The 21,948-nt window shown below is 62.3% G+C and carries 22 protein-coding genes; 9 read left to right on the top strand and 13 right to left on the bottom strand.

All coding sequences use genetic code 11. The features are described 5' to 3' along the window. Positions 1 to 9 precede the first annotated feature (9 nt). From HMPREF0291_RS03110 to HMPREF0291_RS03085, 7 genes are all read right to left on the bottom strand, one after another. Positions 10 to 693 carry a DUF3800 domain-containing protein gene (locus HMPREF0291_RS03110; RefSeq protein ID WP_005287803.1) on the bottom strand — a complete coding sequence of 228 codons (684 nt, stop codon included), beginning with the start codon at positions 691 to 693 and terminating at the stop codon, positions 10 to 12. Then, positions 693 to 1,229, bottom strand: a complete 537-nt coding sequence (locus HMPREF0291_RS03105; protein ID WP_005287799.1) for a VanZ family protein — start codon at positions 1,227 to 1,229, stop codon at positions 693 to 695. Before HMPREF0291_RS03105 ends, HMPREF0291_RS03110 begins: the two co-directional genes overlap by 1 nt. After that, entirely contained in the window at positions 1,226 to 4,072 is a 2,847-nt protein-coding gene (leuS, locus tag HMPREF0291_RS03100) for a leucine--tRNA ligase (RefSeq protein ID WP_005287795.1), read from the bottom strand. Before leuS ends, HMPREF0291_RS03105 begins: the two co-directional genes overlap by 4 nt. An 11-nt stretch (positions 4,073 to 4,083) precedes the next feature. Further along, positions 4,084 to 5,616, bottom strand: coding sequence for an HNH endonuclease signature motif containing protein (locus HMPREF0291_RS03095; RefSeq protein ID WP_005287791.1), 1,533 nt, complete (start codon positions 5,614 to 5,616; stop codon positions 4,084 to 4,086). A gap of 138 nt (positions 5,617 to 5,754) precedes the next feature. Beyond that, positions 5,755 to 6,495 (bottom strand): hypothetical protein, encoded by a 741-nt coding sequence (locus HMPREF0291_RS03090; protein WP_005287788.1) that lies wholly within the window; start codon positions 6,493 to 6,495, stop codon positions 5,755 to 5,757. Positions 6,496 to 6,527: 32 nt separating this feature from the next. After that, the gene (locus HMPREF0291_RS11725) at positions 6,528 to 6,725 is read right to left on the bottom strand and encodes a hypothetical protein (protein ID WP_156774793.1); all 198 of its coding nucleotides are present in this window, start codon (positions 6,723 to 6,725) and stop codon (positions 6,528 to 6,530) included. 72 nt (positions 6,726 to 6,797) lie between these two features. Then, positions 6,798 to 8,006 carry a dicarboxylate/amino acid:cation symporter gene (locus tag HMPREF0291_RS03085; RefSeq protein ID WP_005287785.1) on the bottom strand — a complete coding sequence of 403 codons (1,209 nt, stop codon included), beginning with the start codon at positions 8,004 to 8,006 and terminating at the stop codon, positions 6,798 to 6,800. A gap of 60 nt (positions 8,007 to 8,066) precedes the next feature. On the opposite strand from HMPREF0291_RS03085, the gene HMPREF0291_RS03080 reads away from it, so the two are divergent. From HMPREF0291_RS03080 to HMPREF0291_RS03040, 9 genes are all read left to right on the top strand, one after another. After that, positions 8,067 to 8,495: an SdpI family protein gene (locus tag HMPREF0291_RS03080; RefSeq protein WP_005287782.1), complete on the top strand. Its 429-nt coding sequence runs from the start codon at positions 8,067 to 8,069 to the stop codon at positions 8,493 to 8,495. Between the two features lie 704 nt (positions 8,496 to 9,199). After that, positions 9,200 to 10,702 (top strand): anthranilate synthase component 1, encoded by a 1,503-nt coding sequence (locus HMPREF0291_RS03075; RefSeq protein WP_005287779.1) that lies wholly within the window; start codon positions 9,200 to 9,202, stop codon positions 10,700 to 10,702. Continuing rightward, the gene (locus HMPREF0291_RS03070; RefSeq protein ID WP_005287776.1) at positions 10,699 to 11,340 is read left to right on the top strand and encodes an anthranilate synthase component II; all 642 of its coding nucleotides are present in this window, start codon (positions 10,699 to 10,701) and stop codon (positions 11,338 to 11,340) included. The genes HMPREF0291_RS03075 and HMPREF0291_RS03070 overlap by 4 nt, the downstream gene beginning before the upstream one ends. Next, on the top strand, positions 11,333 to 12,361 hold the full coding sequence (gene trpD / locus HMPREF0291_RS03065; protein ID WP_040423451.1) for an anthranilate phosphoribosyltransferase: 1,029 nt from the start codon (positions 11,333 to 11,335) through the stop codon (positions 12,359 to 12,361). The genes HMPREF0291_RS03070 and trpD overlap by 8 nt, the downstream gene beginning before the upstream one ends. After that, a complete protein-coding gene (trpCF, locus tag HMPREF0291_RS03060; protein ID WP_005287768.1) occupies positions 12,351 to 13,784 on the top strand; it encodes a bifunctional indole-3-glycerol-phosphate synthase TrpC/phosphoribosylanthranilate isomerase TrpF in 1,434 nt (477 codons plus the stop codon). Before trpD ends, trpCF begins: the two co-directional genes overlap by 11 nt. 28 nt (positions 13,785 to 13,812) lie before the next feature. Then, positions 13,813 to 15,054, top strand: a complete 1,242-nt coding sequence (trpB, locus tag HMPREF0291_RS03055) for a tryptophan synthase subunit beta (protein ID WP_005287764.1) — start codon at positions 13,813 to 13,815, stop codon at positions 15,052 to 15,054. A gap of 2 nt (positions 15,055 to 15,056) precedes the next feature. Continuing rightward, on the top strand, positions 15,057 to 15,899 hold the full coding sequence (gene trpA / locus HMPREF0291_RS03050; RefSeq protein WP_005287761.1) for a tryptophan synthase subunit alpha: 843 nt from the start codon (positions 15,057 to 15,059) through the stop codon (positions 15,897 to 15,899). Further along, positions 15,896 to 16,285, top strand: a complete 390-nt coding sequence (locus HMPREF0291_RS03045; RefSeq protein WP_005287758.1) for a Rieske (2Fe-2S) protein — start codon at positions 15,896 to 15,898, stop codon at positions 16,283 to 16,285. The genes trpA and HMPREF0291_RS03045 overlap by 4 nt, the downstream gene beginning before the upstream one ends. After that, on the top strand, positions 16,285 to 16,590 hold the full coding sequence (locus HMPREF0291_RS03040) for a hypothetical protein (protein ID WP_005287756.1): 306 nt from the start codon (positions 16,285 to 16,287) through the stop codon (positions 16,588 to 16,590). Before HMPREF0291_RS03045 ends, HMPREF0291_RS03040 begins: the two co-directional genes overlap by 1 nt. A gap of 8 nt (positions 16,591 to 16,598) precedes the next feature. On the opposite strand, the gene HMPREF0291_RS03035 is transcribed toward HMPREF0291_RS03040, so the two are convergent. The 6 genes from HMPREF0291_RS03035 to HMPREF0291_RS03010 form a co-directional block, all read right to left on the bottom strand. Next, positions 16,599 to 18,077 (bottom strand): HNH endonuclease signature motif containing protein, encoded by a 1,479-nt coding sequence (locus HMPREF0291_RS03035; RefSeq protein WP_005287753.1) that lies wholly within the window; start codon positions 18,075 to 18,077, stop codon positions 16,599 to 16,601. Between the two features lie 160 nt (positions 18,078 to 18,237). Then, entirely contained in the window at positions 18,238 to 18,717 is a 480-nt protein-coding gene (locus HMPREF0291_RS03030; RefSeq protein ID WP_005287750.1) for a hypothetical protein, read from the bottom strand. Positions 18,718 to 18,786: 69 nt separating this feature from the next. Continuing rightward, a complete protein-coding gene (locus tag HMPREF0291_RS03025; RefSeq protein WP_005287748.1) occupies positions 18,787 to 19,140 on the bottom strand; it encodes a branched-chain amino acid transporter permease in 354 nt (117 codons plus the stop codon). Next, positions 19,140 to 19,814: an AzlC family ABC transporter permease gene (locus HMPREF0291_RS03020; RefSeq protein ID WP_005287747.1), complete on the bottom strand. Its 675-nt coding sequence runs from the start codon at positions 19,812 to 19,814 to the stop codon at positions 19,140 to 19,142. The genes HMPREF0291_RS03025 and HMPREF0291_RS03020 overlap by 1 nt, the downstream gene beginning before the upstream one ends. After that, a complete protein-coding gene (locus tag HMPREF0291_RS03015) occupies positions 19,815 to 20,423 on the bottom strand; it encodes a YqgE/AlgH family protein (protein ID WP_005287744.1) in 609 nt (202 codons plus the stop codon). Beyond that, complete coding sequence (locus tag HMPREF0291_RS03010; protein ID WP_156774792.1) at positions 20,416 to 21,939, bottom strand: CCA tRNA nucleotidyltransferase; 1,524 nt, start codon at positions 21,937 to 21,939, stop codon at positions 20,416 to 20,418. The genes HMPREF0291_RS03015 and HMPREF0291_RS03010 overlap by 8 nt, the downstream gene beginning before the upstream one ends. Positions 21,940 to 21,948 lie beyond the last annotated feature (9 nt).

Here is a 21,948-nt window from a genome sequence, read left to right as displayed (position 1 = left end):
GGGTGGTCGCTACTTTGTGGGTCTCCGCCAGTACACGCGGTCTCCCTTCTGGAATAGATTGAAGTCATCCCAGTGGACGGCCTCTTTAAGGCGATCTTCCGTGGCAGAATCCTGACGCTCTAACGTTCGGTATGCAGCCCAGGAGAAGTAGTCCGCGATCTGCCCGTTCAGATCCTGCTTGACTGGGTGGAAAAGCACCCTGTACTTCACCCCAAGTTCGCCCAGGATCGGCTTGATTTTCTTCAAGAATGCGTTGCGTTTCTTACCCGTGAGCACCGAATCGAAGATCATGATTACTTGCTGATCCCCGTCATCCACTAAGGCTTTGCCCACCCAGCGCCCCATAGCTGCGCCGAAGAGGCGAAATAACTCGATCTCATTCTGAAGATTAGGAGCAGCAAAAGCCTTATTGATCCACACAGTGTGGACCCGTAGACCGTCAAGCCCACAAATCGTATCGACGACCCGCTTCCTTGTCCCTTTAGTGTTCTCCGTCGCGTGGAATTCTAGATCTTCGCTTCCCTCAGCCATCAGGTCATACTTCAATCGCTGCATGACAGACGCGGTGTAGACCGGATCACGCAGGCATACCGCGGACAACACGAAATGCTGCGAAGCCTTAGGGCCGAACTGCATATCCCCCGACTCGTCAATGAAAACGAAAAGAGTCGATGTGCTCGTACCTGAATCCATCAAACCTGCTTAATTTTCTCCGGATCTCCAAAGCTCTCACCGGCGAGGACGAGGGAGATGAACAGGAAAACGACACCGTACGCGAGACCGATCCAGACCTTGTGCAGCCGTGGGCCGAACCACTGGGCGATCTTCGCGCCGATGAACGCGCCGAGGGTGTTCATGAGGAAGTCATCAATATCGGAGTACCCTAGCCCGAAAACGTACTGCGACACCTCGATGAGCAGGCTGAACCCGGCACCGAAGAGAGTCGCGGTGAGCACCGGTCGGCGTGCACGTTCAAAAAGAATGAATGCGAGCACGCCAACCGGGACGAAGAACGCGATATTGCCTCCGTATCCGAAGAGCGGCCCGAACCACGATTTCGCCTCAACCAGGTCCGAGAAGGGGACAAGCGAGACGCCCCTCCGCATCTGGTTCGCGGGATCCCAGAGGTACCCAATCCGAAAGAACGCCTTGAGCATGGTCAACGCAATGACCACGCCCGAATACGCTGCGAGCGCTCCGGCCGCTGCCCGGCGGCTTGTCACCGTCATTTCACCACGAGGTTGACCATTCGTCCTGGGACGACGATGGTTTTGACCACGTTCTTGCCGTCGATAAGCGATGCGACGCGCTCGTCCGCAACCGCGATCGCCTCGATGTCGTCCTTGGAGGCGTCGGTGGGGACGTCGACACGCGCGCGGACCTTGCCGTTGATCTGGACGGGGATCTCGACGGTGTCGTCGGTCAGCAAGCTCTCGTCGAATGTGGGGAAGGACTCGAACGTGATCGTGCCGGAGTGGCCGAGACGCGCCCACAGCTCTTCGGCGATGTGCGGCGCGAGCGGGGAGACCATCTGCACGAGCGGCTCCACCGTTTCACGTGAAACATTCGCACCGGATTTCTCGCGCGCCTTGGTCAGGTAGTTGACGTACTCGATGAGCTTCGCCACGACCGTGTTGTCGCGCAGGTTCGCGTAGTCGTCGCGGACACCGGCGATCGTGCGGTTGAGCTGTTTCGCGTCTTCGTCGGTCATGGGCTCATCGAAGACATCGACCTCACCGGTCTCTTCATCGACCACGAGTCGCCACAGGCGCTGCAGGAAGCGGTGCGAACCTACGACATCCTTCGTCGCCCACGGGCGGGAGGTGTCCAGCGGACCCATCGACATCTCATAAACACGCAGCGTATCGGCACCGAAATCGCGCGCGATCTCATCGGGAGCCACGGCATTCTTGAGGGACTTGCCCATCTTGCCGTACTCCTGCTTGACCTCTTCGCCCTGGTAGAAGAACTTTCCGTCCTTCTCCTCAACCTCAGCAGCCGGCACGTACACGCCACGTGAATCCGTGTAGGCGTAGGCCTGGATGTAGCCCTGGTTGTACAGGCGGCGGTACGGCTCCTTGGAGGTCACGTGGCCCAGGTCGTAGAGCACCTTGTGCCAGAAACGCGAGTACAGCAGGTGCAACACGGCGTGCTCAACACCGCCGACGTAGAGGTCCACACCACCCGGATCATTCTCACCGTGCTTGGACGGCTGCGGTCCGGCCCAGTAGCGCTCGTTCTCGATGTCGCACAGCGCCTCATCGTTCGTCGGGTCGATGTAGCGCAGCTGGTACCAGGACGACCCCGCCCACTGCGGCATGACGTTCGTGTCGCGAGTGTACTTCTGAGGGCCATTCCCAAGATCGAGCTCGACCTCGACCCACTCGGTCGCCTTCGCCAGTGGGGGAGAAGGCTCCGAATCAGCGTCATCCGGATCGAAGGAGACCGGGTTGTAATCCTCCACGTCCGGAAGCTCGACCGGCAGCATCGACTCCGGCAGCGCGTGCGCGACACCATTGTCGTCGTACACGATCGGGAACGGCTCACCCCAGTAGCGCTGACGAGCGAAGAGCCAGTCGCGCAGCTTGTACTGGATGCGCTCAACACCAGAGCCCTGCTCAACCAACCAGTCAATCGCCTTCTCAATCGACTCCGTCTTGCCCAAGCCGTTGAGGTCCAGACCGGACTCATTGGCGGAGTTGATGTGCGGGCCGTCCTCGGTGAACGCGGCCTCCTCGATATTGCCGCCCTCGAGAACTGGGATGATCGGCAGGCCGAAGACGGTGGCGAATTCATAGTCGCGTTCATCGTGGGCCGGCACCGCCATGATGGCGCCGGTGCCGTAACCGGTGAGAACGTAATCCGCGATGAACACCGGCACCTGCTCGCCGTTGACCGGGTTCACGGCATAGGAACCAAGGAAGACACCCGTCTTCTCCTTGTTCTCCTGTCGCTCCACGTCGGACTTCGCCGCGATCGCGCGCTTGTACGCTGCGACAGCCTCTGCAGGGGTTTGCTCTCCGTACGTCCAGCGGGAGTCCACGTTTGCGGGGTAGGAATCGGCCGTCAGTGCGTCGACAAGCTCATGCTCGGGCGCGAGCACCATATACGTCGCACCGAACAGCGTGTCGGGGCGGGTGGTGAACACCTCCAGCGGGCCAGCCTCAGACTGGAACGCGACCTCCGCACCGCGCGAACGACCGACCCAGTTGCGCTGCATCGCCTTGACCTTGTCGGGCCAATCCAACAGCTCAAGGTCATCGAGCAGGCGGTCCGAATACGCGGTGATGCGCATCATCCACTGGCGCAGGCGCTTACGGAACACCGGGTAGTTGCCGCGCTCCGACCGACCCTCGGCCGTGACCTCTTCGTTCGCCAGCACCGTTCCCAAGCCGGGGCACCAGTTCACCATCGAATCAGACAGGTACACCAGGCGGAACTCATCTACTGCCTTTTGCTTTTCGACGTCATCCAGCCCGTTGTAGTCACGCCCATCCTTCGTGGTGCGCTTGCCGGAGGTCAGTTCGTCGATAAGCTCCGCGATGGGGCGTGCCTTCTGCTGATCCTCGTCGAACCATGAATTGAAGATCTGCAAGAAGATCCACTGCGTCCAGCGGTAGAACTCTGGATCGGTCGTGGCGACGGAGCGGCGGCGATCGTGGCCGAGACCCAGCGCGTCCAGCTGGCGGGTCATGTTCTCGATATTCGCCATCGTGGTCGTGCGCGGGTGCGTGCCTGTCTGAATGGCGTACTGCTCCGCGGGCAGCCCGAAGGAATCGTAGCCCAGGGTGTGCAGGACGTTCTTGCCCAGCATGCGGTTATAGCGAGCGAACACGTCCGTGGCGATGTACCCCAGCGGGTGGCCGACGTGTAGACCGGCACCGGAGGGGTAGGGGAACATGTCCTGGACGTTGAGCTTGTCGGCGGGAAGTTCGCCACCGTCAGCGAGGGGGCCGACTGGGTTCGGGGCGTTGAACGTCCCGTTGTCGATCCAGTATTTTTGCCACTTTTGTTCAATGTCGTTGGCAAGGCCCGCTGTGTAGCGGAACGCCGGTCCAGTCGCGCTAGTCATGGTTAGTCAGTCTAATAGGCGGCCTCCGTCTCTTCAGGCATCGTGTAGGCCTCCGGTTCAGGTGCATCAAGTTCATCATCTGGGATCCACCTCGGCGGCACGGGATCGAACGGGAACTTCAGGTCATACTGGGCCGCCAACTTCTCCAAATCCGCTTGGCACTGGCGGTATGCGGACCACGCAGCTTCCCGCTCCGCACCGAGATAGGGGTCATACGCCACCACCTTATTTTCGTAACCGTCAAGAATGGTGTGACTTTTTGCGTGAAAGTGGGTCGCCTTCTTCCTCAACCGTTCTACGTCGTCGAGCGTGCGGCGCCACCGCGGGTTGGTGGGGGTGAGGTTCGCCCCGGTAATGGAGTCGGGGTCGATGCGCTGGTAGGTCCCGTCGTCGTACAACCAGATGATTTCTCCAGTCAGTGCGTCTTGGACATAGAAGGCGCCGCGATCGGTTTTGCAGTTGTGGTGATGTTGGCACAGACAGAAGAGATTGCTCGCGGTGGTGGGGCCGCCTTCGTCCGAGGGGATCCGGTGGTCAAGCTGGCAGTTCGTCGCGGGCCGTGTGCATCCCGGGAAGATGCAGGTTCCGTCGCGCCCGCGGACAAACGCAGCCATATCCGCCGGTGCATCATGGCCCGCCACGACTTTCGTGGCTGCTGCGTCGAGGTCGATCACGGTTGTGCCGAACTTTTCGGCCAAAAGATGAAGCATGGCGCTTCCCGACGCCCCCGTGTACCCGAACCCCGGAATAAAGGAGGCCGAGGACTCGTCCACGCCGCCATCAGCACCTTTTGGCGTGTACGCGTAGATCGTCGCTGTCGCGGCTGGGGTGATGTCACCGGTGAGCAGCTTGATTGCGGCCTCCGCTTGGGTGACCTTCTCTTTTCGCGCTGCTTCATTTATGTTGGAGCGGAGTGCTGCAATGGAGGCATTGTCAGCGGAGAGCGTCATCCATGCTTCATCGGACCCAGCTGCCCCCGGCCCGAAGTCGATCTGAGGAGCGCCCGGCGTGGTGCGCTTTCGGTTCTTTTTCTTCGCCAGGTCGAATGCGGCCTCGGTGTCGAAGTCACCGATCATCTTGTTCAGCCGCAACGTGATCGTGTTGCGCGCCGGCAACGCTTGCCGCGTCTTGACGGGCGTGAACATCTCCACAAGTGCATCGTCGAAGGCTTCGTACGCCTCGGCCGGGGCATCGGGCCCCAAGCATCCGATCGCGGCGGCTACAGCGGATAAGCGGTCCAGATCCAACCGCGCCGTTGCGAGTTGCATCTCTCGTAGACGGGGCAAGCGGCGCAGCGTCTGATACGCGTAGATCCCTTCTTCCGCCGCCCGCTTGTTGATCCCGGCCAGTTGGCTTAGACGAGACGTCTCACGGTCGTGGTCACGGTTGCCGAGGATCTCTCCACCCTCGACTTCAGACGGGTCAAAGCAATACTGCTTGAAGATCTTGAGTTGAGCGGCCCGCGCTTCCGCTCCGGCCAGCGCGACGTCATCATCGGGTTTCTCGGTCAGGAAATACGGTTCAGGTCTCGTTCGTGCAGCCATGGTTCCCCCCCTGCAGGTGCGTTCAACGTGTATGCGAACATACTTGCATACGGACCCAACAACACCGCTCGAAAGAACCTATTCGTTCGCTTGCATGTTCGAATCGATTGTCAATGAACGCTGGTCAGGGGGACAGTCTTAGAACGGGCGAATATCCACCCGCGCGAGAATCGCGTTGGTGCCCAAGCTTTCCTGGAGAGCGGCGTTGATAGCGTCGTCAGGCGCGCTCGTGAAGATGTGTCCCACCCACGCATCTTTGCCCGGGGAGAACCAACCGTCGCCATCCCCGGAGACGTTGAGCGCAGCATCGCGGATCCACAGCGGGCCGATGACGCCAGGGTTGGACAGAACGTCGAAGGGCTCCAACCGTGTGTGAGCGGCTGGGTCGAGTCGCTCGATCGCACCTTGGTACAACGCGGCCACTCGAGGCTCGTTGTCGGACCGCGACAAGAAGTACACGTTGGCCACGCGCATCCCGTCGGCCGGCGCATGGCGCAGTTTCAGCGGCTCGAACCCATCAAGGGTGCTGGGGTAGGGGTCATTATCCTCAAGATCACTGAGGAAGAAATGGTTGGCCAGCTGCTCCGAGAGCTCTTCGTCGTCGTCAATTGCTGGATCAACGCGCACAATCGTGCGCAGCTGGTAGAGGTCCATGCTCTCCGGGTCGCGCTCGCCCTCGTACGCGGCCTCAGTGCGCAAGTTCCACAGCTCGAACGCGCGGTCAGCGTCGGCGCATCGGCGCGGTGCGAGCGAATGCGTGACGACGCTCTCACCCAACCCCTCAACCCTCTCCCGGTAGCGCTGGAACGCGGAATCGACATCCTCCGGTCTGCAAATGAATGTGGTGGTGACAAGGCGGACGTCGGTTTGGCTGGCCATTTTTCTTCCAAGGTTCTTGTGACAAGTGTGCTTTAGAATCTCGATGAACTTCCAGCAGACGAGAATCCGGACGAAGAAACGCCCGGGGTCGTGCTTGAGGACTCACCGACGGAAACAGCGGCGTCGGATTGGGTGGGTACGTCGACCGTCGAAAAGCCGAATGCTGCACCTGCAGCACCCAGAAGGAGCGCAACTGCGGTAGCGACGGCGGCGCGCTTTGATATGGCCATGACTGCATCGTAATCCGAAAATGAAAAAGGCCGACGTTTCACGTGAAACATCGGCCTCAAGGCGGGGGAGGGCTAGGCGAGCTCTTTGACCTCTTCATCCCTGGACTCAAACTGGCCCTTGGCGAAGCGATCGACCACGAGGGCAATGGCGCCGTCGCCGGTGACGTTCGCGGCTGTACCGAAGGAGTCGATGACAATGTAAGCCGCGATCATGAGGCCGACCATGTTCTCGTCGAAACCGAGCATGGAGGCGAGCAAGCCAGTGGCGGCCATGATGGCGCCACCCGGGACGCCCGGCGCAGCGATCATCATGACGCCCAGCAGGAGGATGAAGCCGAGATAGAGGCCCGGGTTGACATCCATTCCCGCCATGTAGATGACGGCGAAGGCGTAGAGCGCGATCTTCATCATCGACCCGGACAGGTGGATCGTCGCGCACAGCGGCACGACGAAACCGGCGACGTTCTCATCGACTTTGTTGTTCAACGTGGATTTCAGCGTGATCGGAATAGTCGCCGCAGACGAGGAAGTACCCAGGGCGGTGAAGTACGCGGGCAGCATGTTGCGCAGAGCGGTGAACGGATTGACGCCCGCGACGGCTCCGGCGATCAAGTACTGGAGTACCAGCAAGATGACGGTCATGATGACGGACAGCACCAGCACCTTGCCGAAGGCCGCCATGGTGGAGGCCATGTTCTCGTTCATGCCCAAGTTCAAGAACATGCCGAAGATGAAGACCGGCAGCAGCGGAATGACAAAGGACGTGACCACCTTCATGATCACGCGCTCAAGATCCTTGGTGAAGGAGTAGAGAGTGTCGGACTTCACCGCAGTCATAGCCAAGCCCACGCAGAACGACAGGACCAGAGCGGTCATCACTGCGAACGGAGGATCGATCTCCACCTCGAAGAAGGGGGAGAGGGCGCCTTCATCAACGTCTTCAATATCGGTCTGCAACGACTGGCCGCCCAGCAGCCACGGGTACAGGACAGCGGAGACCCCCCAGGCAGTAAGCCCTGAGATCACCGTGGAGCTGTACGCGATACCGGCCGTGATGCCGAGCCACTTACCGGCGCCTTGGCCGAGGCTAGCGATCGCGGGCGTGATCAGCGCGAAGATCAGCACTGGAACGAAGAAGCCCAGGAAGTTGGAGAAAAGCCCGTTGAAGGTGACAAAAATGCGGGCGACCCATTCGGGAAAGAAGAAGCTGCAGGCGATGCCGGCCACGATGGCCACGACAATCCAGAACAGCAGCGACCTCGTGATCGACTTTGTGTTCATGCCTTCATTCTCCACCACCCGGACCACGAGAAAAATCGCGTCCCGGTAAACTATGCAAGCATGTCAGCTGGCGTAATCATCGGAATTCTGCTCATCATCGCGGCCCTCGCCCTCCTCATTCCCGGAGTACTGGCGACAGCGGGCCGCCTGCCCGGCAACTCGATCGTCGGGCTGCGCGTGCCAGAGGTCCGCAAGGATGAAGAGGTCTGGGACACCGCGCACAAAGTCGTGGGCCCGTTTTTCATTCTCGCCGGTGTGACACTCGCCTTCGGGGCCGCGTTCTCGTTCATCGCGCACGGGTGGCTGTGGGCCGCTCCGGTTCTGTTGATCATCGCCGCGGTGGTTGCGGTTGCCGTCGGCGGCAATCAGGGCGCGCGTACAGCCCAACTTGTCGACGAAGCCCGCACCCAAACCCCCGAGCCCGAACCCACCCCGAACGTCAACCTCGACGCACTGCGCAATGCCGCTAAGCAAGCCGACGAGAATTAGACGAGTTCCACTCCCGCGACTCAAGCTCGCGGAGCGCACCGTTGAGCGGCGATCCCGTTAACGGCAGTGCAGACAAATCGATTTCAGCCGCTGCTTTTAGAGCTATCTGGTTGGCGCTGTGCGCCGCCTTGAGCGGAAGGCCGATAGAATCCGCGAAGTCGTCCTAGTGCCGCTACCTTGACCATCGACCTCCGTCATCGCCGCCCGGAAATCGAGTTCCTCCAAGTTCCCGCGCAGAAGGGGCGGGGCAACAGACGGCGCTGTTTCACGTGAAACAACTTGAACGTCACCGGGGAGATCGTTACCGATGGCGAGGAGGAGGGAGAGCTCGTCGTCAAGGGAAGTCTTTATGGCCTTCCAATCCTTCCGAAACTCGGTGTTCTAGCGGCAAGCATATACCCCGCAGTACCAATTCGGAAATATCTGTCGGAATCTGGCGCTGTGCGAGACTAATGCGTCCGAATACACCGGTTTTCCGAAACATCGTTCCGAAACGAGCAATATTCCTAAATCAGTTGCAGCCGGCCCGCCCCTGCCTTAGCCTGAATCTTGTGACTTCCTTCAACGCCCAGAATCAGTGGTGGTGGCGCGCATAGCTGCGCGCCGTAGTCAGTCACCCCTCTCGGCCCGCAAGCTTGACCCTCCAAGCGCAGCGGGCCTTTTTGTATCCAGCACAACCACCACAGAGAGTCAGAAACACCCCCATGAGCACATCCCCTCCACGCGTGACGCACATTGACGTCCGGTACCACGAGGACGCCTCCGTCCTCTTCCAGCACATCGGCGGCACCGAACTGTCAGACACGGTGCTGCTGGAGAGCGCCGACATCACCACGAAGTCGGGGTTGCAGTCGATGGCGGTGCTCGCGGCTTCAATGCGCGTCACGTGTAACGACTACAACGTCGTGGTGGAACCGCTGAGCCCGGAAGGGGAGAGGATCGCCGCCGACCTGGGCGAACAGTTGGCGGAGTTTGCTAGCGGGGACAACACGTTCACGTTCCCGCCGTCGTCAGCTGACGACGAGCGCGAGCGTCTCACCGCCCCCAGCACCGTCGAGGTTCTGCGCGCGCTGACACAACACCCGGAGTCGATGCTCGTTGGCGGGTTCGCCTTCGACTACCTGGCCACGTTCGAGACAGTGCCTGAGGTAGGGGAGAGCACGAACACCTACCCCGATTTCCAGTTCATTCTCGCGGAGATTGTCCTCACGATTGACCACAGGAATCAGACGGCGAAGCTGACGGGGATGGGGGACGTCGATAAGCAACTGCGGAAGTACGAAGAGCTGATCCGCGCCGCCTCCACCGAGAGATCCAAGATCGCCGGTGAAGAGAAAACGCTCACGGTGACGACGAGCTTGGATGACGCGGAATTCCGCCGCGATGTGGACAAGCTGAAGGACAATATCTACAACGGCGACATCTATCAGGTCGTGCCGGCTCGCGCGTTCACGGCGAAGTGCCCGGACGCGTTCGCTGCGTATCAGTGCCTGCGCGAGACGAACCCGTCGCCGTACATGTTTTACGTGCGCGGCTTCGACCGCAACCGCGAGCCGTACGAACTCTTCGGCGCCTCGCCCGAGTCCAACCTGAAGTTCTCGGCCGCGACGCGCGAGGTGCAGCTCTACCCGATCGCGGGCACGCGGCCGCGCGGGGCAACCCACGAGCTGGACACGCGCATGGAGCTTGAGCTGCGTACCGACGCAAAGGAGATCGCCGAGCACACCATGCTCGTCGACCTGGCCCGCAACGACATGGCCCGCGTAGCTGAGCCCGGCACCCGCCGCGTCCGCGAGCTGTTGCAAGTGGACCGCTACTCGCGCGTGATGCACCTTGTTTCACGTGTAACGGCGACTCTCGCGCAGGACCTCGACGCGCTCGATGCGTACCGCGCGTCCATGAACATGGGAACACTCACCGGTGCGCCGAAGCTTCGCGCGACCGAGCTGATCCGCGAGATCGAGGGCTCCCGCCGCGGGTCCTACGGTGGCGCTGTCGGGTACCTGCGTGGGGACGGGGAGTTCGACACCTGCATCGTCATCCGCTCTGCCTACGTCCGAGACGGGGTTGCCACCGTCCAAGCCGGTGCTGGCGTCGTCCGCGACTCGAACCCTCAGGCCGAAGCCGATGAGACGCTCCACAAGGCCTATGCCGTCCTCAACTCGATTGGTCTCGCGCAGAACGCCCGATTGGAGGTCATCCGATGAGCAAGCTCGTTCTCCTGGATAATCAGGACTCCTTCGTCTACAACCTGGTCGACGCGCTCTCCGGCTTCGACGCAACGGTCTTCCGCAACACCGTGTCCGTCGACGCGGTGTTGGGCGCCGACCCGGACGTCATCATCCTCTCGCCCGGCCCCGGCTACCCGGCCGACGCTGGGTGCATGATGGAGCTCATCGAACGCGCACTAGGACGCATCCCGATTCTCGGCATTTGCCTCGGCTACCAGGCACTCATCGAGCACTTCGGCGGCACCGTCTCGTCGTGCGGACCCGTCCACGGTGTGTCCATTCCCATGCGGCTCACAGATCACGGGCTGCAGAGTTCGCTTTTCGACGGTCTCGTCATCGATGGCGGACCCGAGCACCTCGAAGAGGGCCGCCTCGTCCCCGTAGCGCGATATCACTCCCTCGGTTCAGTGGACATCCCGGATGGGTTAGTGGCCCTGGCGCGCACGGAAACACAGGTCGGCGACGTCGTCATGGCGGCGGAGACGGAGGACGGTATGTCGATCGGGCTGCAGTTCCACCCCGAGTCGATTCTTACTCCCGGTGGACCGATCCTGCTGGAACGGTGTGTGAAACAATTGTTGGGCAAATCCAAGAAAGGTGGCAATGATGGCTAGTGACAAGGCGTTGGAGACGTTCCGCTCCTTCATCGATAAGACGGACCCGACGTTGGAGGAGGCTGTCGCCGTCTTCACCCCGTTGACCGTCGGCGACTACGACGATGTGCACATTGCCGCGCTGCTGGCAGCGGTGCGCACCCGCGGCGAGACGTTCGCCGACATTGCCGGTGCCGCCAAGGCCTTCCTCGCGGCCGGCCGTCCGTTCCCGATCACGGGGGAGGGACTCATGGACTCTGCCGGCACGGGTGGCGACGGCAAGAACACCATCAACATCTCCACCGCCGCCTCTCTGGTCGCCGCCGCCGGAGGCATCAAGATGATCAAGTGCGGCAACCGTTCAGTGTCGTCCAAGTCCGGCTCGGCCGACGCGCTCGAAGCGCTGAACATCCCCCTCGACCTCGACCCGGAGCGCGCTGTCCGCCAGTTCGAAGCGTCCAACTTCACCTTCCTGTTCGCCCCTGCGTACAACCCGGCGATCGCGCACGTCCAGCCGGTGCGCAAGTCGCTGGGCATTTCCACGCTGTTCAACACGCTCGGCCCGCTGCTCTCTCCCGGCCGTCCGGAGTACCAGATCATGGGCATCGCTAACCCTGCGCTCGGCCAGACGATCGCGGAGACGATGCGCGAGCTGGGCCGCGGCCGCGCCATGATCGTCCACGGTTCCGGCACAGATGAGATCGCCGTCCACGGACCGACCGAAATCTGGGAGCTCGACCGCCAGGGCAACATCGAGCACTACACCGTCGAACCGTCCGACTTCGGCCTGCCCACCTACACCCTCACCGATCTCGAGGGCGGCAACGGTGACGAGAACGCTGCCGCGATCCGGGCGATCTTCGACGGCACTGCCCCCGATGCTCACCGCGACGCTGTCGCCGCCACCGCAGGCGCCATGTTCTACCTCTATGGGGAAGCCCCAGATTTCAAGGCAGGAACCGAGCGCGCACTGCAGTTGCTTAACGACGGCACCGTCCGCGACTGGCTCTCCACCCACGAAGGTGCAAACTATGCCCTCTGACCTGCAACAACGCGATCCTAGCCAATCTGACGGTCTTCCGACCGTTCTCGAGGGGATTGTAGAGGGTAGAAAACGTCACCTTGACGATATTCGCGGCCGCATCGCTCACGTCGATCCCGCCTCCCTTCCCCGCTCCGAGCGCTCTCTTTACGATTCGCTCGCCCGCCCGGGCGCTCAGTTCATCATGGAGTGCAAGGCGTCCTCGCCCTCGCTCGGTACGATCCGCGCGCATTACGAGCCGGGTGCTATCGCCTCGATCTACTCCCGTTACGCCGCGGGTATTTCCGTACTGTGCGAGCCAGACCGGTTCGGGGGAGACTACGACCATTTGGCCACCGTCGCTTCGACCACGCACCTGCCAGTGCTGTGCAAGGACTTCATCATCGACGAGTGCCAGATCCACGCCGCGCGCTATTTCGGCGCCGACGCGATCCTGCTCATGCTCAGCGTGCTAGACGGCGACACCTACGCCCGCCTCCACGCTGAGGCAGATCGCCTCAACCTTGACGTTCTCACTGAAGTCATCGATGAGGAGGAAGCTGCCCGCGCCACCAAGCTCGGTGCGAAAATCTTCGGCATTAACCACCGAAACCTGCACGATCTCTCGATTGACCTTGGCCGCTCGGCCCGCCTGGCTCCGCTCGCGCCCGAAGGTGCCCTCGTCGTCTCCGAGTCGGGCATCCGTAATGTCGAGACGGTGCGCCAGCTCGGTGGACACTCGGACGGATTCCTCGTAGGATCCCAGCTCACGGGCGAACCAGACATTGACTGGGCTGCCCGCATGCTCGTGTACGGCCCCAATAAGGTCTGCGGCCTTACCTCGTGGTCGGCCGCCCAGGCTGCCCGTGCGGCTGGCGCTGTCTACGGCGGCCTCATTTTCGAGGAAGCATCGCCGCGAAATGTTTCACGTGAAACAGCGGAAGACATCATTTGCCACGAACCCGGTCTGCACTATGTGGCCGTGAGCCGCCGTACCGAGAACTGGGCGGAACTCGTCTTTCCGGGCATCCACGCCGTGCAGATCCATGCGCCTTACCAGGGGAGTGTCGAGGCAGAACTCGACCTGATCGAGCGCGTCCGTACTGAATGCCACTCAATTGACCCGGAGCTTCAGATCTGGCGCGCTGTCTCCATGACGGATGGAAACCCAGAGTGGGCGCAAGGGATCGTCGATAAGCTTGATGCGCTCGTGCTTGACGCTGGCGCCGGTGGCAGCGGAACCACCTTCGACTGGGGCCAGATCCCCGCAGGAATCAAGTCTCGCTCGCTCCTCGCCGGCGGAATCGGCCTGGATAATCTCGAGGATGCGCTGGCTGTGGGCTGCGCGGGGGTCGACCTGAACTCCGGGGTAGAGTGGTCCGGCAAGAAGGATGCGGGCAAGATCCGTCAAGCGTTCACCACAATCAGGAATTTCCATTACTGAGTTTGACTCAATACGAAAGGGAACACCCATGAGCACACTCCTACCCGCGTATTTCGGTGAGTTTGGCGGACAGTTCGTCGCCGAATCGCTGCTCCCGGCGCTGGACCAGCTGGAGCAGGCGTTTGTCGACGCGTGGAACGACGAGGAGTTCATGACCGAGTACCGCGCTCTGCTGCGCGACTACCTCGGCCGCCCGACGCCGCTGACGGAAGCGAAGAACCTCACCGCGGGCAACGACTATGCGCGCATCTTCCTCAAGCGCGAGGACCTCGTTCACGGCGGTGCTCACAAGACCAACCAGGTGATTGGGCAGACCTTGCTGGCGAAGAAGATGGGGAAGACCCGGGTCATCGCCGAAACGGGCGCCGGTCAGCACGGCACCGCGACCGCGCTGGCTGCCGCGCTCATGGATTTGGACTGCACCATCTACATGGGCACGAAGGACATGGAGCGCCAGGCGCCGAATGTGTGGCGTATGCGTCTCATGGGAGCGGAGGTCGTCGGAGTCGACTCTGGTTCTGGCACGCTCAAGGACGCGGTCAACGAGGCACTGCGCGACTGGACCGCAACGTTCCACAACACTCACTACTTGCTGGGCACCGCTGCTGGCCCGCACCCGTTCCCGACGATCGTGCGCGAGTTCCACAAGGTGATCTCGGTGGAGGCGAAGCAGCAGATGCTCGAGCGCACTGGCAAGCTGCCGGATGTGGTCACGGCGTGTGTCGGCGGCGGTTCCAACGCGATCGGCATGTTCGCCGATTTCATTGAGGAAGACGGCGTCGAGCTCGTCGGCGCTGAGCCTGGCGGCGAGGGCATGGAGACCGGCCGCCATGGCGCGGCCATCAACGCAGGCACGATCGGCATCCTGCACGGCTCCAAGTCCTACGTCATGCGCGATGAGGACGGCCAGATCACCGACTCCCTGTCCATCTCCGCTGGCCTGGACTACCCGGCTGTCGGCGCGCAGCACTCGCACCTCGCCCAGACGGGCCGCGCGTCCTACATCGCCGTTCCCGACAACGAGGCCGTCGCGGCGTTCCAGATCCTCTCCCGCAAGGAAGGCATCATTCCCGCGCTCGAGTCTTCCCACGCGCTCGCCTACGCTTTACGACGCGCCGACGAAGCCGCCAGCACCCGCACCCCCACAGACATCCTCGTCTCCCTGTCCGGCCGCGGCGACAAGGATGTCACGCATGTGCAGCAGACCCTGGAAGACAACCCGGATCTCGTTGCCGATTTCACCACCGATGCAGCCACGGAGGGCAAATAACCATGTCGCGTTTTGAACAACTCTTCGCTGACCTCGAGGCGAAAAACGAGGGCGCGTTCGTCCCCTTCGTGATGCTCGGCGACCCGAACCCGGAAGATGCCATCGACATCATCTCTGCCGTCATCGAGGGCGGCGCCGACGCACTTGAGCTGGGCGTTCCCTTCTCCGACCCGGTTGCCGACGGCCCGACGATCCAGAACGCGCACCACCGCGCGCTTGTCTCCGGCGCGACCGTGGCCAAGGCGCTCGACCAGCTTCGTGAGGTCCGCCGCCGCTACCCGGACGTGCCGATCAGCATGCTCATGTACTCCAACGTCGCCTACGTCCGCGGGTACGAGCAGTTCTACCGCGAGTTCAAGGAGGCAGGCGCCGACGCCATTTTGCTTCCCGACGTCCCCGTCCGCGAATCCGCACCCTTCGTCGCCGCCGCGACCACGGTTGGTGTTGACCCGGTCTTCATTGCCCCGGCGAGGGCAACCCCGGAGGTTCTCGAGGGCATCGCCGCGAATTCCCGCGGTTATATCTACGGCGCGTCCCGCGACGGTGTGACCGGCACCGAGCGGGAGTCCCAGACCCTCGGTCTGTCCGACGTGGTCAACAACGTGGCGATGTATGGCGGCGCTCCGATCCTGCTGGGCTTCGGCATTTCCGAGCCGCACCACGTGTCCGACGCGATCGCAGCGGGTGCTGCCGGCGCCATCACCGGCTCCGCCATCGCCAAGATCATTGACGAGTGGGTGGGCGGCGACCACGACGAACCCGTCCACATCACCGACATGGATGGCCTCCGCGCCGAGCTGAAGGACTACGTCGCCTCCATGAAGGCAGCTACTGTTAAGGCATGACCGAGAACTCCCAGACCCCCCGTTGCTCACGCCGTCTGTTCCTCGTCGGCTCCGCCACTACCGTCGCGGGCGCGTTCCTCGCCGCGTGCGGCAAGCCCGCCACGGCTGAGATCGCGGCGACGCAGGTTCCGGTGGGGAGCGCTGTGATCGTCGATAAGCTCATCATCGCGCAGCCGACGGAGGGCGAATTCCTCGCGTATTCGACGGTCTGCCCGCACCAGGGAAACCCGATTTCGCAGGTCAATGGCGATACCGTGCGCTGCCCGGCGCACGGGTCCAGCTTCGACATCGCCACCGGAGAGCCTGTCGAGGGCCCGGCCCAATCGGGTATGACCCCCGCGCCCGTCCGCCAAGAAGGCGACACTGTCGTGGCGGGCGGGGAATAATGGCGATCTACGTCCGCACCACCTTGACCGTCCTGGGCGCGGGATCCGTGGTCAACGTTGCTGAACTTGCCGAGCTCAACGACCACGAGTGCCGCATGGTGCGCATGATCGAGCTCACCCCAGACCACGTGATCATGGGCGCATTTATCGACGGCAAGATCGCCGGGCAGGCCAACGAACCCCTCGACACCGTCCCTCACCCGGACACCTACGACCAGTACGAAGGACTCGAGGCGGAAAGACTGCCCGCCGAGGACTTTGAGGGTCTATGGGCCGAAGCGCGGGCGAAGTTCCCGGAGCTTTAGGCGAGAATCTAGAAGGGCGGGGCGTCCTCCACATAATCTTTGGCCGATTCTTTGAGTGTGTCTTTGTGCGCTTCCTTAGGTCGGAACGGGAACTCCCGGCCGAACTCTTTCTCCAAACCGGCGATGGCAGTGAGGCACTCGTCGAGGGTTGTGGTTCCGGCGTCGTAGTCGTCGATAAGCTTGTGCCCGAGCGCGAAAAAACGGGTCTTTTTTCGGTGCAACCGCAAGATGTCTTCTAGCGAGTGCTGCCACTTTGGGGCCGTTGGCGTGACTTGAGAGTGAATGAAGCCTTCGGGGTCGGTGCGCTGGTACGTCCCATCGGGGAAAAGCCAGACAAGCTCGCCGGTCACGGGATCGGGGATGTAATACGCCCTGCGGTCGGTTTTCATGTTGTGGTGGTGCGCGCAGAGGCTGAAAAGGTTCGATGCAGTGGTTTCCCCGCCTAAATCGAAGGGAACGCGGTGGTCGATCTGGCACTTCCAGGCCGACACCGTGCAACCGGGGAAGCGGCACGTGCCGTCGCGGCCGCGGACGTAGGCCTTGATGTCCTCCGGTGGGGAGTAGCTGTTCACGGTGCGGGTGGCGGCATCGTCGAGATTCACAACTTTGACCGAGTTCTTGTCGGCGCTAGACAGCATGTGGTTGAACATCTCTGTGCCGGGCGCTGTGGTCCAGCCGAATCCGGGGAAGTAGGCAGGGGCCGCCGAGTTCAACGAACCATCCTCGGTCAGGGGAGTGTACGCGTAGATCTTGGCCCCGGGAGCTGGGGTGATCTCGCCATTCAGGAGCTTGAGGGCCGCATCGGATTGGGTCAGGCCGTGGGCGCGGGCGGTCTCGTCGATAGATGCTTTGGTGGCGGCGATGGTCGCATTGTCGCCGACCATGGTGAGGCCCGCAGTGCCCGTGCCTGCCATCGCTTCTTGAAAAGAGATCTCGCATTCACCCGGCGGGGGAGGATCCTTCTTCTCGCGCTTTTCCCGCTTCTGCTCGTTGTATGCCACCTTGGAATCGAGCTCTGCGATGAATTCACGCAGACGCCGCGTGATAGTTGTACGAGTAGGGAGGGGCTGATTCATCCGTGCCGGGGTGAATAGGGTGACCAACAGCTCGTCGATAGTGGAATAGACCTCTTCCGTGGCGTTGATACCGAGCTCCGCTATGCGGACGGCAATCGCATCGAGACGATCAATGTCCAGCAGTTTGGTCTCCTTCTGGAGCGCGCGGAGGCGGGGCAGATCCCGCAAACTCATGTAACCCACCACGGCCCTCTCGGCCGGCGCCCGGCGCAGGCCCGTGTACGCGCACAGGCCCGCGATCTCCCGGTCGAAGTCCTTCGAACAGACCGGCCCCTCCTCACCGTCACTGGACGCGTACCTGCCGAACATCGCGTACTCGCCCTCCCGGAACTGCCTCCCCGCTGCGGCGAGTGGATCGCTCGGATTGTCGGTTGCAAAAAAGGCCGACTTCTTCTTGCGCTCCTTCGTCATTGTTCCCCCTTAGCAGTTGTGTTCGAATGCTATGCACACATCATTGCATATGGGGTGGACACTCACGCTTAACTTGCATGAACCATTAGCCTCTGTGTTCGAACGCTCACGCTAACGAGCAGGTCAGCTGGCTCAAAAAGTACATTCTTCGAACGGTGCCTTAACCGAAGACACCTGACGTGTAGGCAGCAACGGCGCCGCCGACCGCAGCCGTGATAACGCCAAGCGCGATCAACCAGTTCAGCGTGTTGCCCAGCTCGTAACCGCGAGCAGCGTCCCATTTCATAGAGCTGCCGAGCACGGCATTTGCGGAGTGGTTTTGCTCGAACTTGCCGGCGTTGGCGGCTTCGCGCTGCTGCCACTCCTGATCGTCGTTGATGTCCAGGCCGTAAATCGCCTCGATGAGGGGAGCGATGTGCCCCATGCGCACGGCCTCCTCCCATTTCTGCCGCAGTTCCTCGTCGGTCGCGGTGCTGGAGTTCTCCTGGATGTAGGACGGCGAGCTGAACTCCAACATCGGCTTGATGGAACTCGTGTCGTCAACGGGGCGGTTGACCTGGGCGTCGGCAGGCGTAGCAAGGCTAAGCGTGAGAGAGACGGCGGCGGCGGATGCGATAGCTGTGCGGAGGATGCGCTTCATACTGCGAAGCCTAAAACCCCACAGGCTTTTTAGCAGCGCATTAACGCGTTGTTCACCCGAGCACCAGGTTCAGCCGACCACCACATTCACCAGCAGCATGTACACGGCGGTGCCGGTGAGGATGGAGAGGCCGGCACTGCGTCGCCAAGCGTGGAGGGCAAGGGTGACCGCGCCCGCGAGGAGAGCAGGCACGAGCCCGCCGGGGGCATCCAGCGCGCTAGCCAGCGTGTACACGACAAGCACGGTCATGACGCCGACCGGCATCGTCGCACCGAGGAACTCAATCAGCGCGCTGCCCTTGAGCACGCGCAGAAACGCGAAGGGGAGCGCGCGCAGCAACACCGTCACCACTGCGACGGGCACCAGGACGGCTGCGACCATGGTGAGGGTCACGCCGTCGGGAAGCCCCAAAGAATCACCCATTATGTGTTCCCTCGCAGCTCAAGGCGCTTATCGACGCCCGGAAACCCGTACCGCAGCAACAGCACCACGAAGTAGGCTGACAACCCCGCCATGAGAATCGCCGACGGGGCGAGCACGGCCACGAGCACTGCGATCCCGGCGGCGGTCAGAGGCAGGGAGAAGTCGCGGTTGGATTGGAACGCCTCGTACGTCAACACGATGAACAGGGCGGTCAGGGCGAAGTCCATTCCCTGCACGCTGTCCGGAATGACCTGCCCGACGAGCGCGCCAATGATGCCGGGGATGACCCACATCGCTTGGCAGCAGGCTTGGATGGCCAGGACGTGCCGGCCGGTGAGTTCGGAGTGGGGGGTGGTGGAGGTGATGGCGTAGGACTCGTCGGTAAGCGAATAGGTGCTGTAGGCCTTGCCGGCGGGACTGTCGATGAGATGGCGGGGGAACGTGAGGCCGTAGAAAATGTGCCGGAAGTTCACCATGAAGCCGGTGACTGTGGCTGAGAGCGGCCCAACGCCACTGGCGACCATCTGCACGGCGAGAAATTCCATCGAGCCGGCGTAAATGACGATGGAGAAGATCGGCGTCCACCACCAGGCGAAACCGGCCTGTGTCATGACCAGGCCGAATGCGAGACCGAGCGGAATGAGCCCAAGGCCCACTACCCACAGATTGCGCATCTAGTTGTCTTCTGGGTTCGCGGGGAACGTGGAGAACAATGGCAGCGGCATCGGCTGGCGGCGCATGACATCGCTGTACAGGTCGGTGTTCGCGGGGGCGATGACGTCGCTCGGCAGGGCGGGCGCGACGTACCAGTCGCCGCGTTCGATCTCCTCGTCGAGCTGGCCGGGCTCCCACTCGGCGTAACCGGCGAAAAGGCGCATGCCCTCAAGCAAACCCTCGACGGTTTCCGGCTCTGTGCGCAGGTCAACGTGCACGAGGCGGTTGGCCAGGCGGGTGAACTCGGGGTGATCGTCGATCACCGTGCCGGACTTGGTCACGCCGACACCGATCGCCGCCTGCGGGCCGACGGGGCCGCCGATGTAGAGCGCCTGCGGATTGGCCACCTCGGGAAGCCATTCGGGCAGGACATTGTGGACGGCGACGTCGCTGCGCCGGTTGAGCACCGCGCCGAAGGAGTGGGTCGCGGTGTGCTCGATGACAAGGACGATGGAGCGGACGAATTCGTCGGAAAGCATGCCCGGCGCCGCGACCAGCAACATGCCCGGCCCCGGCTCTTCGCGCTCGAGGGCGGTGAACAATCTATCCGCGTAGAAAAACTCAGCCATTTTCTGCCTCCCACCACGCCTTGAGCTTTGCGACGGCCTCATCACGGCCCAGTTCACCGTGTTCCAAGCGGAGATCCTTCATGTATTTCCACGCCTTGCCCACCTGCGGGCCGGGTTCGAGGCCCAAGATCTCCATGATCTCATTACCGTCCAGGTCCGGGCGCACGCGGGCGAGATCCTCCTTGGCAGCAAGGTCCGCGATGCGCTCCTCCAGATGGTCGTAGGTGCGCTGGAGACGCGCCGCCTTCTTCGGGTTACGCGTCGTGCAGTCTGCGCGGACGAGCTTGTGCAGGCGGGGGAGGAGGTCTCCCGCATCGGTCACGTAGCGGCGCACGGCGGAGTCGGTCCACTGGCCCTCCCCGAAACCGTGGAAGCGCATGTGCAGGTAGACCAGCTGGCCCACGTCTTCGATCATGTGCTTCGGGTACTTCAGCTTGCGCATCCGCTTGCGCGTCAACTTCGCTCCGACGACCTCGTGGTGGTGGAAGGACACCCCGCCGCCCGGCTTCGCCTCGCGGGTGTCCGGCTTGCCGATGTCATGCATGAGCGCCGCCCAACGCAGCTTCAGGTCCGGTCCTTCTTCTTCAAGCTCGGTGGCCTGGCGCAGCACGGTCAGCGAGTGGGCATAGACGTCTTTGTGCTGCATGTGCTCGTCGCGCTCGAGCTTGAGCGCCGGGATCTCCGGCAGCACGTGGTCGGCCAGGCCCGTCTCCACGAGCAGGTCAATGCCCTCCCACGGCTGCACCCCGAGCATGAGCTTGTCCAGCTCCGCCTGCACGCGCTCGACGGTGATGCGGTTTATTTCCTGCGCCATGTCCGTCATCGCACGCTTCACTCGCTCTGAGACGTGGAACCCCAGCTGGGAGACGAACCGGGCCGCCCGGAGCATGCGCAGCGGGTCATCGCGGAAGCTGACCTCGGGCTCCTGCGGAGTGTCCAGGACGTGGTTCAGCAGGTCTTTCAGGCCGTCGACGGGATCGTGGAAATCCAGCGCGAGTGAATCCTCGCCCTCGGCGACAAGGAGCTCGATCGCCATTGCATTCACGCGGAAGTCGCGGCGCACCAGATCGTCGTCAATTGCGTCGCCGAAGGTGACTTCGGGGTTGCGTGTGACACCGTCATACAGATCAGCGCGGAAGGTGGTGATCTCCACCTGCTGGCCGTCCTTGACTGTCGACACGGTTCCGAATTCGATGCCGGTGTCCCACACGGCCTCGCCCCAGCCGCTCAAGATGGCTTCGATGATGTCGGGCCGTGCGGACGTCGTAAAGTCCAGGTCATTGCCGAGTCGGCCGAGCATCGCGTCGCGCACCGGGCCGCCGACCAAGTAAAAGGACTCGCCCCGGTCGTGGAATTCCCGCACCAGCGACGTGAGCAGGCCTTCAAGCTCGCGCACCGCTGTTTCCGCCCGGGCGAGCAGCCCGATGAAGGCTGTGGAATCGCCCTTCTCGGGAAAATTGAAAAGCCCGGCAGGGTCGGTGTGGTTCTCGCTCGCGGTCCTCGGGGTCACGGCCATAACCATACT

The sequence above is a fragment of the Corynebacterium genitalium ATCC 33030 genome (assembly GCF_000143825.1).
GTDB classification, from domain to species: Bacteria; Actinomycetota; Actinomycetes; order Mycobacteriales; family Mycobacteriaceae; genus Corynebacterium; species Corynebacterium genitalium.
This window is presented reverse-complemented; position numbering and strand designations above follow the sequence as displayed.